General features: G+C 71.6%; 14 protein-coding genes. 8 read left to right on the forward strand and 6 right to left on the reverse strand.

The genetic code is table 11. The annotated features are described in order from the left end of the window. The first annotated feature begins 6 nt into the window (after positions 1-6). On the forward strand, positions 7-990 hold the full coding sequence (locus tag ACLZOT_RS19905; protein ID WP_416970307.1) for an NAD(P)H-quinone oxidoreductase: 984 nt from the start codon (positions 7-9) through the stop codon (positions 988-990). A 16-nt stretch (positions 991-1,006) separates the two neighbouring features. On the opposite strand, the gene ACLZOT_RS19910 is transcribed toward ACLZOT_RS19905, so the two are convergent. Further along, positions 1,007-1,387 (reverse strand): hypothetical protein, encoded by a 381-nt coding sequence (locus ACLZOT_RS19910; protein ID WP_416970308.1) that lies wholly within the window; start codon positions 1,385-1,387, stop codon positions 1,007-1,009. 164 nt (positions 1,388-1,551) lie between these two features. On the opposite strand from ACLZOT_RS19910, the gene ACLZOT_RS19915 reads away from it, so the two are divergent. Both ACLZOT_RS19915 and ACLZOT_RS19920 read left to right on the forward strand, forming a co-directional pair. After that, positions 1,552-2,022 (forward strand): hypothetical protein, encoded by a 471-nt coding sequence (locus ACLZOT_RS19915; protein WP_416970309.1) that lies wholly within the window; start codon positions 1,552-1,554, stop codon positions 2,020-2,022. 432 nt (positions 2,023-2,454) lie between these two features. Then, a complete protein-coding gene (locus tag ACLZOT_RS19920) occupies positions 2,455-3,000 on the forward strand; it encodes a bacterial proteasome activator family protein (protein ID WP_416970310.1) in 546 nt (181 codons plus the stop codon). A 76-nt stretch (positions 3,001-3,076) separates the two neighbouring features. Here the strand turns inward: ACLZOT_RS19920 and ACLZOT_RS19925 are convergent, their stop codons facing one another. Further along, on the reverse strand, positions 3,077-4,690 hold the full coding sequence (locus tag ACLZOT_RS19925) for a protein kinase domain-containing protein (protein ID WP_416970311.1): 1,614 nt from the start codon (positions 4,688-4,690) through the stop codon (positions 3,077-3,079). Positions 4,691-5,014: 324 nt separating this feature from the next. Here ACLZOT_RS19925 and ACLZOT_RS19930 point away from each other — a divergent pair, with 324 nt between their 5' ends. Further along, positions 5,015-6,649, forward strand: a complete 1,635-nt coding sequence (locus ACLZOT_RS19930; protein WP_416970312.1) for a protein kinase domain-containing protein — start codon at positions 5,015-5,017, stop codon at positions 6,647-6,649. Positions 6,650-6,691: 42 nt separating this feature from the next. On the opposite strand, the gene ACLZOT_RS19935 is transcribed toward ACLZOT_RS19930, so the two are convergent. Both ACLZOT_RS19935 and ACLZOT_RS19940 read right to left on the reverse strand, forming a co-directional pair. Continuing rightward, on the reverse strand, positions 6,692-7,042 hold the full coding sequence (locus ACLZOT_RS19935; protein ID WP_416970313.1) for a pyridoxamine 5'-phosphate oxidase family protein: 351 nt from the start codon (positions 7,040-7,042) through the stop codon (positions 6,692-6,694). An 87-nt stretch (positions 7,043-7,129) separates the two neighbouring features. After that, on the reverse strand, positions 7,130-7,789 hold the full coding sequence (locus ACLZOT_RS19940) for a response regulator (RefSeq protein WP_416970314.1): 660 nt from the start codon (positions 7,787-7,789) through the stop codon (positions 7,130-7,132). 323 nt (positions 7,790-8,112) lie between these two features. Between ACLZOT_RS19940 and pdhA the strand changes: the two genes are divergently transcribed. Genes pdhA through ACLZOT_RS19955 form a run of 3 tightly spaced genes read left to right on the forward strand, consistent with a single transcriptional unit; the run spans position 8,113 to position 11,695 of the window. Then, positions 8,113-9,312, forward strand: a complete 1,200-nt coding sequence (gene pdhA / locus ACLZOT_RS19945) for a pyruvate dehydrogenase (acetyl-transferring) E1 component subunit alpha (protein ID WP_416970315.1) — start codon at positions 8,113-8,115, stop codon at positions 9,310-9,312. A 3-nt stretch (positions 9,313-9,315) separates the two neighbouring features. Then, positions 9,316-10,296 carry an alpha-ketoacid dehydrogenase subunit beta gene (locus ACLZOT_RS19950; protein WP_416970316.1) on the forward strand — a complete coding sequence of 327 codons (981 nt, stop codon included), beginning with the start codon at positions 9,316-9,318 and terminating at the stop codon, positions 10,294-10,296. A 10-nt stretch (positions 10,297-10,306) separates the two neighbouring features. Beyond that, entirely contained in the window at positions 10,307-11,695 is a 1,389-nt protein-coding gene (locus ACLZOT_RS19955) for a dihydrolipoamide acetyltransferase family protein (RefSeq protein WP_416970317.1), read from the forward strand. 96 nt (positions 11,696-11,791) lie between these two features. On the opposite strand, the gene ACLZOT_RS19960 is transcribed toward ACLZOT_RS19955, so the two are convergent. Further along, entirely contained in the window at positions 11,792-12,649 is an 858-nt protein-coding gene (locus tag ACLZOT_RS19960) for a hypothetical protein (RefSeq protein ID WP_416970318.1), read from the reverse strand. Positions 12,650-12,802: 153 nt separating this feature from the next. On the opposite strand from ACLZOT_RS19960, the gene ACLZOT_RS19965 reads away from it, so the two are divergent. After that, entirely contained in the window at positions 12,803-13,315 is a 513-nt protein-coding gene (locus tag ACLZOT_RS19965) for a hypothetical protein (RefSeq protein ID WP_416970319.1), read from the forward strand. Positions 13,316-13,547: 232 nt separating this feature from the next. Here the strand turns inward: ACLZOT_RS19965 and ACLZOT_RS19970 are convergent, their stop codons facing one another. Beyond that, positions 13,548-13,958, reverse strand: coding sequence for an ATP-binding protein (locus ACLZOT_RS19970; protein WP_416970320.1), 411 nt, complete (start codon positions 13,956-13,958; stop codon positions 13,548-13,550). Positions 13,959-14,040 lie beyond the last annotated feature (82 nt).

Consider the following 14,040-nt stretch of genomic DNA (forward strand, 5'->3'; position numbering starts at 1 on the left):
CGGGGCATGCGTGCGATCACTATTGCGGAACCTGGTGGGCCCGAGGCGTTGGTCTGGGCGGATGTCGCGGATGCGGAGGCCGGGGAGGGGGAGGTGCTCGTCGAGGTCGTCGCCGGGGCCGTCAACCGGGCCGACATCCTTCAGCGGCAGGGGTTCTACAACCCGCCGCCCGGGGCCTCCCCCTACCCCGGGCTCGAATGCTCCGGGCGGATCGTCGAGGTGGGGCCCGGAGTCGCCGGGTGGAACGTCGGGGACGAGGTGTGCGCGCTGCTCGCGGGCGGGGGGTACGCCGAGAAAGTCGCCGTTCCCGCCGGGCAGTTGCTGCCGGTGCCGCGCGGCGTCGGCCTCGTGCGGGCCGCCGCGCTTCCCGAGGTCGCCTGCACCGTCTGGTCCAACGTTTTCATGATCTCCCATCTACGGCCCGGCGAGACCCTCCTCGTCCACGGGGGGTCCAGCGGCATCGGGACCATGGCCATCCAGCTCGGCAAGGCCGTCGGCGCGAAGGTCGCGGTCACCGCGGGTACGGCCGAGAAGCTGCGCCGGTGCGCCGAGCTGGGCGCCGATGTGCTGATCAACTACCGCGAGCAGGATTTCGTCGAGGAGATCCGCGCCGCCACGGCCGGTGCCGGCGCCGACGTCATCCTCGACAACATGGGCGCGAAATACCTCGACCGCAACGTCCAGGCCCTCGCCGTCAACGGCCGCCTCGCGATCATCGGGATGCAGGGCGGGGTCAAGGGCGAGCTGAACATCGGTACGTTGCTCGCGAAGCGGGCGGCCGTCAGCGCGACGTCCCTGCGGGCCCGGCCGCTGGAGGAGAAGGCGGCGATCGTGGCGGCGGTCCGCGAGCACGTCTGGCCCCTCGTCTCCGACGGCCACATCCAGCCGGTCGTGGACCGCGAGATCCCGATGCGGGAGGCTGCGCGGGCGCATCAGGTGGTGGAGGAGAGCGGGCATGTGGGGAAGGTGCTGTTGGTGGTTTCCCAGTAGGTAGGGGGTGGTGGGTTCAGCTCCGTCGGAGGCGTAGGCCCACCAGTGCCAGGGCCATTCCCAGGCCGATCAGGACCAGGCCGGTGCCCAGGGGGAGGATCCGCAGCGTCGAGGTGGGGGTGTCTGCCCGGCGGACGGTCTGGCGGAGGGGCTGGCGGGCGGGTTCCAGGGGGACGGATGTGGTGGGCGGCGGGGAGACCGACGGGGTGACCGGCCGGGGTTCCGGCCGGGCGTTCTCCTGCGGGGCCGGATCCGGCGCGCGGGGTCGGCCCGGAGGTTCGCGGCCCTCTCCCGGGCGGCTTCCGGCGCGGTCGGGGGTGGGGTGGGCCGTGGAGGTACCGGGTGGGGGCAGGGCGCTCGCCGCGCCGGCGCCGTACAGACAGAGCGCCGCGCACACCGCGAGGCACGCGGCGCGCAGCCCTCTCGGCGCACGTGTTCGTGTTCTGCCGCAGGTGGTCTTCGCCGGGGTGCTCCTCCGCGATGCGGCCCGGCGGCCTGCCGGGTTCCTGGCCGCCGTTGCTCCGGGCGGGGCGTCCGCTGCTCCGGGCGAGGTGCCCGCAGGTGTGGCTCGCCCCCTCGCCGAGCTCCCCCCTGGCGGTTGCCCCGGCTTCACCTGCCCCGCTGCCGACCGTCCCGGCCTCGCGTTCCCTGCTGTCGGCCGTCCTGGCCCTGCCCACCCTGCTGCCGACCGCCCCGGCCCCCACCCCGCTGCTGGCCCTCCCGGCTCCCACCCTGCTGCTGGCCGTTCCGGCCCTGCCCACCCTGCTGCCGACCGTCCCGGCTCCCACCCCGCTGCTGACCGTCCCGGCCCTGCCCACCCTGCTGCCGACCGCCCCGGCCCCCACCCCGCTGCCGGCCCTCCCGGCTCCCACCCCGCTGCTGACCGTCCCGGCCCCGCCCACCCTCCTGCTGGCCCTCCCAGCCCCCACCCCGCTGCCGGCCGTCCCGGCCCCGCCCACCCTCCTGTCGGCCGCCCCGACCTCGCCCACCCCCCTGCCGGCCCTTCCGGCCTCCCCCGCCCCTCTCTCCTGATCGCGCGTGAGGGCGGGCTCTCCCTCCGAGGGGGCGGTGTCACGGTCGGGGGCTCCTCGCTGTGGGGAGTTGCACGGGTGCTGTGCGTGGTGGGGTCAGGGTGGCACGGTGTGGGGTGGGTGGCATTTCGGGACGGGGTGGGTGGGGGTCAGGGCGCTTCTGATGGATCTCCGCGGCGTCGCGACGCTCGGCACTCCCCCAAGTTCTCTGAGCAGGGGGGACCCCCACTCGCGGCACCGCGCGAAAGCCCACGTACCTCTTCCCCTACTCGCGACTTCGCTTGAGCGGGGGGACCCCCATCGAGGACTTCCACGCGGCACCCCGAGAGCACGCACCGAACTCCGCTCCTTCTCCCACGGATATCCATCAGAAGCGCCCTAGTCGGAGGGGGTGGGCGGGTGGTGGAGTGGGTGGGTGCGAGAGAATGGCGGTATGGAGATGCCGAGGAACGAAAGGTCGCCGGAGAACGCCCAGAAGATCCTGGTCGTGGGCCAGGACGGCATGGCGCTCGGCGGGGTCGACGTGGACGACGAGGGCCGGGAAGTTCCCGTGACCGAGATGGTCGAGCAGCCCGCGAAGGTCATGCGGATCGGAAGCATGATCAAGCAGTTGCTGGAGGAGGTGCGGGCGGCTCCCCTCGACGAGGCGAGCCGGGTGCGCCTCAAGGAGATCCACGCGAGTTCCGTGAAGGAGCTGGAGGACGGGCTCGCCCCCGAACTCGTCGAGGAGCTGGAGCGGCTGTCCCTGCCGTTCAACGAGGACTCCACGCCGAGCGACGCGGAGCTGAGGATCGCTCAGGCCCAGCTCGTGGGCTGGCTCGAAGGGCTCTTCCACGGGATCCAGACGACCCTGTTCGCCCAGCAGATGGCGGCGCGGGCGCAGCTGGAGCAGATGCGCCGGGCACTGCCGCCGGGCGTGGGCCACGAGGGCGGCGAGGAGGGCCACCCGGGGACGCGCACGGGCGGTCCCTACCTGTAGATCACGCCGACGCCGGCAACAGAGAACGCCCCGGACGGAAGCAACCGTCCGGGGCGTCGTCGTACCGCCGCGTCGTTCAGGACGCCGGATTGCCCGTCGACACGTTGAGCTGGATCTCCGGCATGTTGTCGGGATCGACGTCCGTGTCCGCCGCCGGGAACTGGTTCATGACCGTCCCCTCGCCGAAGGTGTTCTCGTCGACGTCGACGAGCTTGGGACGCCAGCCGGCCGCCTGGAGGCACGCCTTGACGGAGTCGATGTTCTTGAACTTGAAGTTGGGGACCCGGATCTTGTCGGGGTCGTTGTAGGACTCCTCGGGCTCGGAGCACTCGGTGGATTCGATGGTCTTCGTCGTGTCGGGCCCCCGGTGCCCGGCGACGGCCGTCGAGGACTCGGACGCGGTCACATCGCTGCCGCTCTCCTCCTTGCGGCCGCTGCCGGCGTTGAAGGAGATGGCGATGATGAGCGCGCTGACGGCGACGACGGCGACGACGACGGACCCGATGACGACGGGCCGGGTACTGCGCCGCCCGCCGGGGACGGGGGCGGGCGGGGGCGTGGCGGGCCCGCCGTTCATGGGGTACGTCTGGGCGCCGTACGCGGGCGCGGGCGTGGGGAAGCCCTGCTGCGGATAGCCGTACGAGGGGGCCGGCGGGGGCGTCGTACCGTACGGGCCGGGCTGGGCGCCGTACGGGCCGGGAGCCGGTGTACTGGGCGTCGTAGGGCCGCCCACCGGCGGGAACACCGCGGAACCGACGCCCTGTCCGCTGCTCGCGGGCTGCCCCGGCACGATGCTGGGCGGCGCGACCTGGAAGGACGCGGCGACGCGCAGGCACTCGTCGCGCATGGCGACGGCGTTCGGGAAGCGTTCGTTGGGGTTCTTCTTCAGCGCGCGGGCGATGAGCGCGTCGACGGCCGGCGGCAGCGAACGGTTGATGGAGGAGGCGCGCGGCGGCTCCTCCTGGACGTGCGCGTAGGCGATGGCCAGCGGCGAGTCCGCGTCGAAGGGCAGGCGCCCGGTGACGAGCTGGAACAGCATGATGCCGACGGAGTAGAGGTCGGAGCGCGCGTCCACGGCGCGGCCGAGGGCCTGCTCGGGGGAGAGGTACTGCGGCGTCCCGACGACCATCCCGGTCTGCGTCATCGACGTCACCCCGGACTGCATGGCCCGCGCGATGCCGAAGTCCATGACCTTGACGACCCCGCGCTTGGTCATCATCACGTTGCCGGGCTTGATGTCGCGGTGGACGAGCCCCATCTCATGGCTGATGTCGAGCGCCGCGAGGACGTCCGCGGTGATCTGGAGCGCCTTGTCGGCGGGCATCGCGCCGTGCTGCCGTACGTCCGCGTCGAGGACGGAGCCGAGGGGCTGGCCCTCGACGAACTCCATGACGATGTACGGCGTCGTCTCGCCGCCGCTGAGGTCCTCGCCGGTGTCGAAGACGGAGACGATGTTGGTGTGGGTGAGCTTGGCCACGGCCTGCGCCTCGCGCCGGAACCGCTCCCGGAACGCCTCCTCGCGGCCGAGCTGGGAGTGCAGCGTCTTGACCGCGACCTGCCGGTCGAGGACGGTGTCGTAGGCGAGGTGCACGGAGGCCATGCCGCCCTCGCCCAGCAGCCCGCGTACCTGGTAGCGTCCGCCGGCGAGCGACTGCCCCGTGAACCGGCCCTCTGCGCCGTCGTGACTCATGTGTGCGCTTCCCCCGTCAGGCCGTCGCCACCGCGTTCGTAGTGACCGAGACCATTGATCCCATGCGTCAATCCCGGCCAAGTCTGCCTCAGGCCCCTCACACGTCAAGCTCGGTGCCCGTTCCGTGACCGTACGCGAAAGAAACACCGCGCGAGCGTCACAGCGTCCGCATCCGCGGTACACGGAATGTGCACGAGCACACGTCCGGGAGGGCCGCTCGCAGGGGCCTTCCCGGATCGGGGGCCCGGCGGGAGGCTGTAGCGTGGCCGACGGAGACCGTGACAACACCGCGCGCACCGCGGGCAGAAACGACGGCGAGGACTGATGGCACAGCAGCAGCGCTCTCAGGGCCCGTCCGACCCCGAGGCGACTGACGGCGGTATGTCGGACGCGCCGGAACAGTGGGGCAACGGCGGCCTGGTCGGTGACGGACGTTACCGGCTCACGCGCAGACTCGGCCGCGGCGGCATGGCGGAGGTGTTCGCCGCCGAGGACGTACGCCTCGGCCGGATGGTCGCCGTCAAGCTGCTGCGCTCCGACCTCGCCGAGGACCCGACGTCCAAGGCCCGCTTCACGCGCGAGGCCCAGTCGGTGGCCGGCCTGAACCACCACTCCATCGTCGCCGTGTACGACTCCGGCGAGGACGTGATGGCGAACGGCCAGGCCGTGCCGTACATCGTCATGGAGATCGTCGAGGGCCGTACGATCCGCGATCTGCTGATGAACGCGGAGGCACCGGGCCCCGAGCAGGCGCTGATCATCGTCTCCGGGGTCCTCGAAGCGCTCGCGTACTCGCACCAGCACGGCATCGTGCACCGCGACATCAAGCCCGCGAACGTGATCATCACGCACAACGGCGCCGTCAAGGTCATGGACTTCGGCATCGCCCGCGCGCTGCACGGCGCGTCCACGACGATGACGCAGACCGGCATGGTCATGGGGACGCCTCAGTACCTCTCCCCCGAACAGGCGCTCGGCAAGGCCGTCGACCACCGCTCCGACCTGTACGCCACCGGCTGCATGCTGTACGAACTCCTCGCGCTGCGGCCCCCGTTCGTCGGCGAGACCCCCCTCTCGGTGGTCTACCAGCACGTCCAGGACATCCCCGTACCCCCCTCGCAGGCGTCCGGCGGCGCCTCCCCGCCGGAGCTCGACGGGCTCGCGATGCGCGCGCTCGCCAAGGAGCCGGACGACCGGTTCCAGACGGCGGAGGAGATGCGCGGGCTCGTCCAGTACGGGCTCCAGATGCTGTACGACCAGGGCGCGCACACCGGCACCTGGAACACCGGCCCGGTCACCGCGCCGATCGCCGCGCACCCGTCCCCCGGCGGCTACTCCAGCACGACGATGATGCCGCAGGGCGGCCACGGCGGCGCGACCTCGCAGATCCCCCAGCCGATCCTGCCCCAGGGGTACGGCTCCGGCGACGACGGCGGTTTCGAGGGCCACGGCAACCAGGGCAGCGGGCGCGGGAAGCTGTGGATCCTCGCGGTCCTGGCGATCATCGCCATCGCGGCGGGCGTCGCCATCGCGCTCAACAACACCGGCGGCAAGGGCGGCGGCACGGATCCCACCCCGACGCCGACCGTCTCCTCCTCCACCAGCTCGGACTCCTCGTCGCCCTCGCCGAGCGAGACCGAGTCCGACGACTCCAGCGAGGGGTCCACGGACAACAGCACGACGTCCGGGGGCAGCGGGGACTACACGGACCCGTCCACCCCGACGCCCACGCCGACCCCGACACCGACGCCCACTCCGACGCCGACGCCGACGGACAACGACTCGTCCGAGTCGGCGGACCCGACGACCGGGGGCGACACCTCGACGGGTTCCACGAACCAGGGGAGCACGGGGACGTCGTCCGGTACGACCAACGGGAGCACCTCCGACGGGGGGACCTCCAACGGCAGCACGTCGGAGGGCAGCACGACGGGGCTGGGCGGGCTGACCGGAGGCTGAGCGGGGTGTGAAAGGGGGGGCGCGTGCCGATCGGTACGCGCCTCAGTCTTCCTCCGTGTGCACCGTCGCGTACTCCGGCGTGACCCACAGATAGACGGGGTCCGTCGGCGCGTCTCCCGGAATCAGCGCGCGCTCCTCCACCGTCGGCTCCGCCGTCTCGCACAGCCCCACGACCTGCACCGACCAGTGATCGGCCGCCCCGGTTCCGTACGCCACGATCTGGCCCGCGCACGCGTGCTGGTGGCCGCACAGCCGCAGCAGCAGCCGGTCGGCGACGACGGCGTGGCGGGCGGTCGCGAGGAACGGCAGCGCGCGGACGCTGGCCGCGACCTGGCCGTGGTCGGCGCGGGCGAGGAGGTCGAGGGCGTGCCGGGTGTCGGCGGTGAGCGGCATGCAGTCCACTGTGGGCGCGTTCCCACGGGCGGCGACAGGGCCTGACGCCCTTGCGAATAGGGACGTAAGTCCCGAGTAAGAGCCGGCCTAGCCCTGCTGGCCCACCTGCATACGGGCCACGTACGCCGCCGCCTGTGACCGGCGCTGCATGCCCAGCTTCGCCAGCAGACTCGACACGTAGTTCTTGATCGTCTTCTCGGCGAGGTGCAGCTCCTCGCCGATCTGCCGGTTGGTGAGGCCCTCGCCGATGAGGTGGAGGATCCTGCGCTCCTGCTCGGTGAGCCGCTCCAGGCGTTCGTCGCCCTTGGGGGCGCCCTCGCGCAGGCGCTCCAGCACGCGCGCGGTGGCGACGGGGTCGAGGAGGGACCTGCCCTCGGCGACGTCCCGCACGGCCGAGATGAGTTCGTCGCCGCGGATCGCCTTCAGGACGTACCCGGACGCGCCCGCCATGATCGCGTCGAACAGGGCCTCGTCGTCCGCGAAAGAGGTCAGTATCAGACACTTCAGGGACGGGTCCTGGGAGCGGATCTCCCGGCACACCTCGACGCCGCTGCCGTCGGGAAGCCGCACGTCGAGGACGGCGACGTCGGGACGCAGGGCCGGGATACGGGCGAGCGCCTCCGCCGCCGTACCCGCCTCGCCGATCACCTCGACGCCCTCCTCGACGGCGAGCAGTTCGCGCACACCGCGCCGTACGACCTCGTGGTCGTCGAGGAGAAAAACCCGGATTTCCGCCTTTTCGCGCACGAGATCAGTTTCACACACAACCCTTCCCGCGACCCGGGGGCGCGGGATAACGTGCCGTAGCTCCGGCCTCCTGCGAGGCTGTGACCAGGGCCCTTCACGGCTTTGCCGACTTTACTTGGAAATCCGAGTAAAAACGCAGGTCAGAAGGGGTTTCACAGAAATGTGGAGCACTGGGTAACGTGAACGCCCAAGGGCGCTCGCCGGAGCTCATGTCACGCCTGTTCCGGCCGAGTGGCACCCACCCCGTGCACGGGTGTCCGGAAACAGGTAGGCCGCACTGGACCCCGGCAACCCCGGGAGCCGGACCGACGGAGGAGCTACACGTGACCGTGGAGAGCACTGCCCCGCGCACACCGCGACGCGGCGGTGGAGGCAAGGCCGGGACGAGCCGCAGGGCCGCCGCCCCGAAGAAGAGCACCGAACCCGAACTCGTGCAGCTGCTGACCCCCGAGGGCAAGCGGGTCAAGAACGCCGAGTACGACAAGTACGTCGCCGACATCACCCCCGAGCAACTCCGCGGCCTCTACCGCGACATGGTCCTCACCCGGCGTTTCGACGCCGAGGCGACCTCCCTCCAGCGCCAGGGCGAACTGGGCCTGTGGGCCTCCCTGCTCGGCCAGGAAGCCGCCCAGATCGGCTCCGGCCGCGCCCTGCGCGACGACGACTACGTCTTCCCGACCTACCGCGAGCACGGCGTCGCCTGGTGCCGCGGCGTCCCGCCGGAGAACCTGCTCGGCATGTTCCGGGGCGTCAACAACGGTGGCTGGGACCCCAACAGCAACAACTTCCAGCTCTACACGATCGTCATCGGCTCCCAGACGCTGCACGCGACCGGGTACGCGATGGGGATCGCCAAGGACGGTGCCGACAGCGCGGTCATCGCCTATTTCGGGGACGGCGCGTCCAGCCAGGGCGACGTCGCCGAATCGTTCACCTTCTCCGCCGTCTACAACGCGCCCGTCGTGTTCTTCTGCCAGAACAACCAGTGGGCGATCTCGGAGCCGACCGAGAAGCAGACCCGGGTTCCGCTGTACCAGCGCGCGCAGGGGTACGGGTTCCCCGGCGTCCGGGTCGACGGCAACGACGTGCTCGCCTGTCTCGCGGTGACCAAGTGGGCGCTGGAGCGGGCGCGCAACGGGGAGGGGCCGACGCTGGTCGAGGCGTACACGTACCGGATGGGGGCGCACACGACGTCCGACGATCCGACGCGGTACCGGCTGGACGACGAGCGGGTGGCGTGGGAGGCGAAGGACCCGATTCTGCGGCTGCGGGCGTACTTGGAGTCCCTCAAGGGGTCCGGAGTCTCTGGCTCAAACCACCCTGAAGAGGGATTTTTCGCGGAACTCGAAGCGGAGTCCGAGGCGTTGGGAAGGCGAGTGCGTGAAGCGGTCCGGGGGATGCCGGACCCCGACCGGTTCGCGATCTTCGAGAACGCCTACGCGGACGGGCACTCGCTCGTCGACGAGGAGCGGGCTCAGTTCGCCGCCTACCAGGCGTCGTTCACAGAGGCAGAGGGGGTCTGAGACATGGCAGTGGAGAAACTGGCGCTGGCCAAGGCGATCAACGAGTCGCTGCGCCGCGCTCTGGAGGAGGACCCCAAGGTCCTGGTCATGGGCGAGGACGTCGGCAAGCTCGGCGGCGTCTTCCGCGTCACCGACGGCCTCCAGAAGGACTTCGGCGAGAGCCGCGTCATCGACACACCGCTCGCCGAGTCGGGCATCGTCGGTACGGCCATCGGGCTGGCCCTGCGCGGCTACCGCCCGGTCGTGGAGATCCAGTTCGACGGGTTCGTCTTCCCGGCGTACGACCAGATCGTCACCCAGCTCGCGAAGATGCACGCCCGCTCGCTGGGCAAGGTCAAGCTCCCCGTCGTCGTCCGCATCCCCTACGGCGGCGGCATCGGCGCGGTCGAGCACCACTCCGAGTCCCCCGAGTCGCTGTTCGCGCACGTCGCGGGGTTGAAGGTCGTCTCGCCGTCCAACTCGGCGGACGCGTACTGGATGATGCAGCAGGCCATCCACAGCGACGACCCGGTGATCTTCTTCGAGCCCAAGCGGCGGTACTGGGACCGCGCCGAGGTCGACACCGAGGCGATCCCCGGCCCGCTGCACAAGGCGGTGCGCGTGCGCGAGGGCTCCGACCTCACGCTCGTCGCGTACGGGCCGATGGTGAAGGTCTGCCTCGAAGCAGCCGATGCCGCCGCCGAGGAGGGCAAGTCCCTGGAGGTCCTCGACCTGCGCTCCGTCTCGCCGCTCGACTTCGACGCGATCCAGACGTCCGTCGAGAAGACCCGGCGGCTCGTCGTCGTCCACGAGGCGCCCGTCTTCTTCGGCTCCGGCGCGGAGATCGCCGCGCGGATCACCGAGCGGTGCTTCTACCACCTGGAGGCGCCGGTGCTGCGGGTCGGCGGCTACCACGCGCCCTATCCGCCGGCCCGCCTCGAAGAGGAGTACCTCCCGGGGCTCGACCGGGTGCTCGACTCCGTCGACCGTGCCCTGGCGTACTGAGGAGAGGGACGTGACGACGATGACCGAAGCCGCGGTACGCGAGTTCAAGATGCCGGACGTGGGCGAGGGGCTCACGGAGGCGGAGATCCTCAAGTGGTACGTCCAGCCGGGGGATGTCGTCTCCGACGGGCAGGTGGTGTGCGAGGTCGAGACGGCGAAGGCGGCTGTGGAGCTGCCGATTCCGTACGACGGGGTGGTGCGGGAGCTGCGGTTCGCGGAGGGGACGACCGTGGATGTGGGGGTGGCGATCATCTCGGTGGAGGTGGGGGGTGCCGGTGGCGAGGCGGCCGCCCCTGAGGTGCCGGCTCAGGCGCCCGCCGCTGAGGCTGTGAAGCCTGAGGGGCGTCAGCCGGTGCTCGTCGGGTACGGGGTGGCGGCCTCCTCCACGAAGCGGCGGCCTCGCAAGGGGGTCGCGGAGGTGCCCACCGCTGCCGCGCCCGCTGTGCAGGCGGAGCTGAACGGGCATGCGGCGACGGTGACGGCGGTGCTGTCCGACGAGGAGCGTACGGAGACGGCCGGGCGGCCGTTGGCGAAGCCTCCCGTGCGGAAGCTCGCGAAGGACCTCGGCGTGGACCTGGCGACGGTGACGCCGACCGGCCCCGACGGGGTCGTCACGCGGGAGGACGTGCACAAGGCGGCGGCGCCGGTCGTGGCGCCCGCCGTGGTGCCGGCCGCCGCTGTACCGGCGTACGACACCGCTCGCGAGACCCGGATCCCCGTCAAGGGCGTCCGCAAGGCGACGGCCGCGGCGATGGTCGGCTCGGCCTTCACCGCGCCGCACGTCACGGAGTTCGTGACCGTCGACGTCACGCGGACCCTGAAGCTCGTCGAGGAGCTGAAGCGGGACAAGGACCTCGCGGGTCTGCGGGTCAACCCCCTGCTGCTGATCGCCAAGGCGCTCCTGGTCGCCATCAAGCGCAACCCCGAGATCAACGCGTCCTGGGACGAGGCCGCCCAGGAGATCGTCCTCAAGCACTACGTCAACCTCGGCATCGCCGCCGCCACGCCGCGCGGCCTGATCGTCCCGAACATCAAGGACGCGCAGGCCAAGACGCTTCCGGAACTGGCCCTGGAGTTGGGCGAGTTGGTCACGACAGCCCGCGACGGCAAGACCTCCCCGGCGGCCATGCAGGGCGGCACGGTCACCATCACCAACGTCGGCGTCTTCGGCATCGACACGGGCACGCCGATCCTCAACCCCGGGGAGTCCGCGATCCTGGCGATCGGAGCCATCAAGCTCCAGCCCTGGGTCCACAAGGGCAAGGTCAAGCCCCGCCAGGTGACGACCCTCGCGCTGTCCTTCGATCACCGGCTGGTGGACGGGGAGCTGGGGTCGAAGGTGTTGGCCGACGTCGCGGCGATCCTGGAACAGCCGAAGAAGCTGATCACTTGGGCGTGATCCCCTGAGAAGGGGACGGACCGGCTGAAGAAGGGACGGCTCGGCTGAGGGAGGGACGGCTCGGTGCCGTCCCTTCTCGGTACTCCGTGCCGGGTGTCAGGTGATCGGCGCGGGCTGCGGAGCCAGGGGCAGGGGGCGTCCCCACACCCGGTGCGCCGCGTTCAACACCGCGTCCGTCAGGCGGGTGCTCGCGTGCCGGAGGCGCGGGCGGGGGTGGGCGGCGGCCTGGCCCTGGGTGCGGATGCGGGGGTCGTGGGGGATGTGGACGAGGCCGGCGGTGCGGTCGGTCGCGGTGGCGAGGGCCGTGCGGAGGGAGGAGGGGAGGCGGCCGTCGGTTGTGCCCGCGAGCGCGATGACCGTCCGGGCGAGGGGCAGGGCCTCGGCGTCCAGGGTTTTCGTCGCCTGGATCAGGGCATGGATGCCGTCCGCTGTCGCGGGGGCGCACAACACCGGGATCGCGTACGGGAGTTCGTACCAGTCGCGGGTCAGGGCACGGGTGCCCGTGTGGCGGGCCGTGAGGAGGTCGTGGGACAGCGGGTGCGGGGTGTCCGCCACGACCGCCTGCCAGCCGCCGATCGCCGCCAACTGGTACCACGCCGTGGGGAGTTGGGGGAGGTCGAGGAGGGGCGGGGCGTGCCAGGCGCGGGTGTCGGAGAGGATGTGCGGGCCGGTGTCCTCGACCGCGCACGCGTGGCGTACCGCCGTACGGGTCAGGGGCTGGTCCGGGGGCAACGCGGCCAGCCCCGTGGTGCGTCGGGGCGCGAGGTGCGGTGGCCAGGACGACGCGAGCCTCGGGGCGAGGTCGAGGAGGACCGTGTCCGCGACGCCGGCCAGCCCCTTCGCGAGCAGGTGCGCCACCGTCGTACGGCCGCTGCCGCCCGTCGCCGCGAGGACCGGGACGAGCAGGCGGGAGCCGAGCGGGAGGTGCGGTACCGCGACCGGTGCCGTGCCCATCGTCTTCTCCTCGCCGTACGTCTCCGACGTGCGACTTTACGCCGACCGGTGGGCGGATGCGGCGGGGATCGTGTGAAAGTGCGGGCGCTAGGGTTCGCGCAGCAGTGCGAACCAGTGCTGAACTGGTCGGCCACCTGACCGCACGAGGGAGCCATGTCCGAGCCGCAGTACCGCCCCTGGGGGACGGTGACCCCCGAGTTCTGGTCCGTCTCCACGCCGCCGGGCCTCTCCGCCGAGACCCTCCGCGCGCGGCTCGTCAAAGTCGCCGAGGTCGCGCAGTCGGGGCAGCCGGCCGACGCGGCCGTCCTCGCGGAGAAGCTGGACCAGGACGTGACGCGCGAGTACGGGGGGTTCCACCTCTACACCGCCCAAGTCCGGGAGGTACGGGGGTACTTGGCGACCCTCACCGGGGACCACTCGACCGGGCTCGCCTGGTATCTGCATGGCGCCCAGCTCCGCGCGACGATCCAGGGCGCCGGCCATCCCGACGTCGCGGCGGCGTCCCGGCGGGCGTTCAGCCTGTGGCGCGCGATCCCGTCCGACAACCTCGAACGGCCGCACCTGGGGGCGGAGTTGCTCCGCGTGACGACGGAACTCCACGGGGAGGAGGCGGCGGTGGTGCGGCGTACCCGGGAGTGTCTGTACGACCTGGTGCTGCCGGCCTGAGCTAGGGCCCTTCTGATGGATCTCCGCAGCGTCGCGACGCCCGGCACGCTCCCCCAAGCTCTCCGAGCAGGGGGGACCCCCACTCGCCGCACCGCGCGAAAGCCCCCGTAGCGCCTCCCCCACTCGCGACTTCGCTTGAGCGGGGGGACCCCCATCGAGGACTTCCACGCGGCACGCCGAGAGCACGCACCGAACGCCGCTCCTTCTCCTGCGGAGATCCATCAGAAGGGCCCTAGAGGTCCAGCTCCGCCCACACCGTCTTGCCGACGGTCAGGTACTCAACTGCCCAGCGGTTCGCGAGGCGTTGGACGATCAGCGGGCCCCGGCCGGTCGTCGTGTCGGGCGCCGGGGTGCGGTGCACGGGGAGGGACTCGCCCTTGGGGTCGGTGACGGCGATGCGGAGGGACCTGGCCGTGAGGGACGTCTCGACTCGGTAGAGGCGGCCGGGGAGGCGGCCGTGGAGGATCGCGTTCGTGCACAACTCGCTGGTGATCAGGGCGGCGTTGAGGGCGAGGGCGGGGTGGCCCCAGGTGGTGAGGAGGGTGGTGATGTGGCGGCGGGCGAGGGGGACTGTGCGGGGGGTGGGGGTGTAGGTGACGGTGTCGAAGTGGGTGGGCGTGGGGACGGGGCAGGAGTCGTTCACGGCGGACCTCCTTGTGCGAAGTCGCCTCCGGCCGGCTGGGACGCATGGGAGATTTGGCCCAACCTGTTGCGCCAGGTGGCTG

Origin of the sequence: Streptomyces sp. 4F14 (genome assembly GCF_048159485.1) — a bacterium.
In the GTDB taxonomy this organism is placed as follows: Bacteria; Actinomycetota; Actinomycetes; order Streptomycetales; family Streptomycetaceae; genus Streptomyces.

What these genes read in the sequence shown, in the direction of transcription:
- ACLZOT_RS19965 (WP_416970319.1), top strand. Translation starts at nt 12,803, where the DNA reads ATGTCCGAGCCGCAGTACCGCCCCTGGGGGACGGTGACCCCCGAGTTC.
- ACLZOT_RS19950 (WP_416970316.1), top strand. Translation starts at nt 9,316, where the DNA reads ATGGCAGTGGAGAAACTGGCGCTGGCCAAGGCGATCAACGAGTCGCTG.
- ACLZOT_RS19930 (WP_416970312.1), top strand. Translation starts at nt 5,015, where the DNA reads ATGGCACAGCAGCAGCGCTCTCAGGGCCCGTCCGACCCCGAGGCGACT.
- ACLZOT_RS19925 (WP_416970311.1), bottom strand. Translation starts at nt 4,690, where the DNA reads ATGAGTCACGACGGCGCAGAGGGCCGGTTCACGGGGCAGTCGCTCGCC.
- ACLZOT_RS19920 (WP_416970310.1), top strand. Translation starts at nt 2,455, where the DNA reads ATGGAGATGCCGAGGAACGAAAGGTCGCCGGAGAACGCCCAGAAGATC.
- ACLZOT_RS19935 (WP_416970313.1), bottom strand. Translation starts at nt 7,042, where the DNA reads ATGCCGCTCACCGCCGACACCCGGCACGCCCTCGACCTCCTCGCCCGC.
- ACLZOT_RS19905 (WP_416970307.1), top strand. Translation starts at nt 7, where the DNA reads ATGCGTGCGATCACTATTGCGGAACCTGGTGGGCCCGAGGCGTTGGTC.
- ACLZOT_RS19960 (WP_416970318.1), bottom strand. Translation starts at nt 12,649, where the DNA reads ATGGGCACGGCACCGGTCGCGGTACCGCACCTCCCGCTCGGCTCCCGC.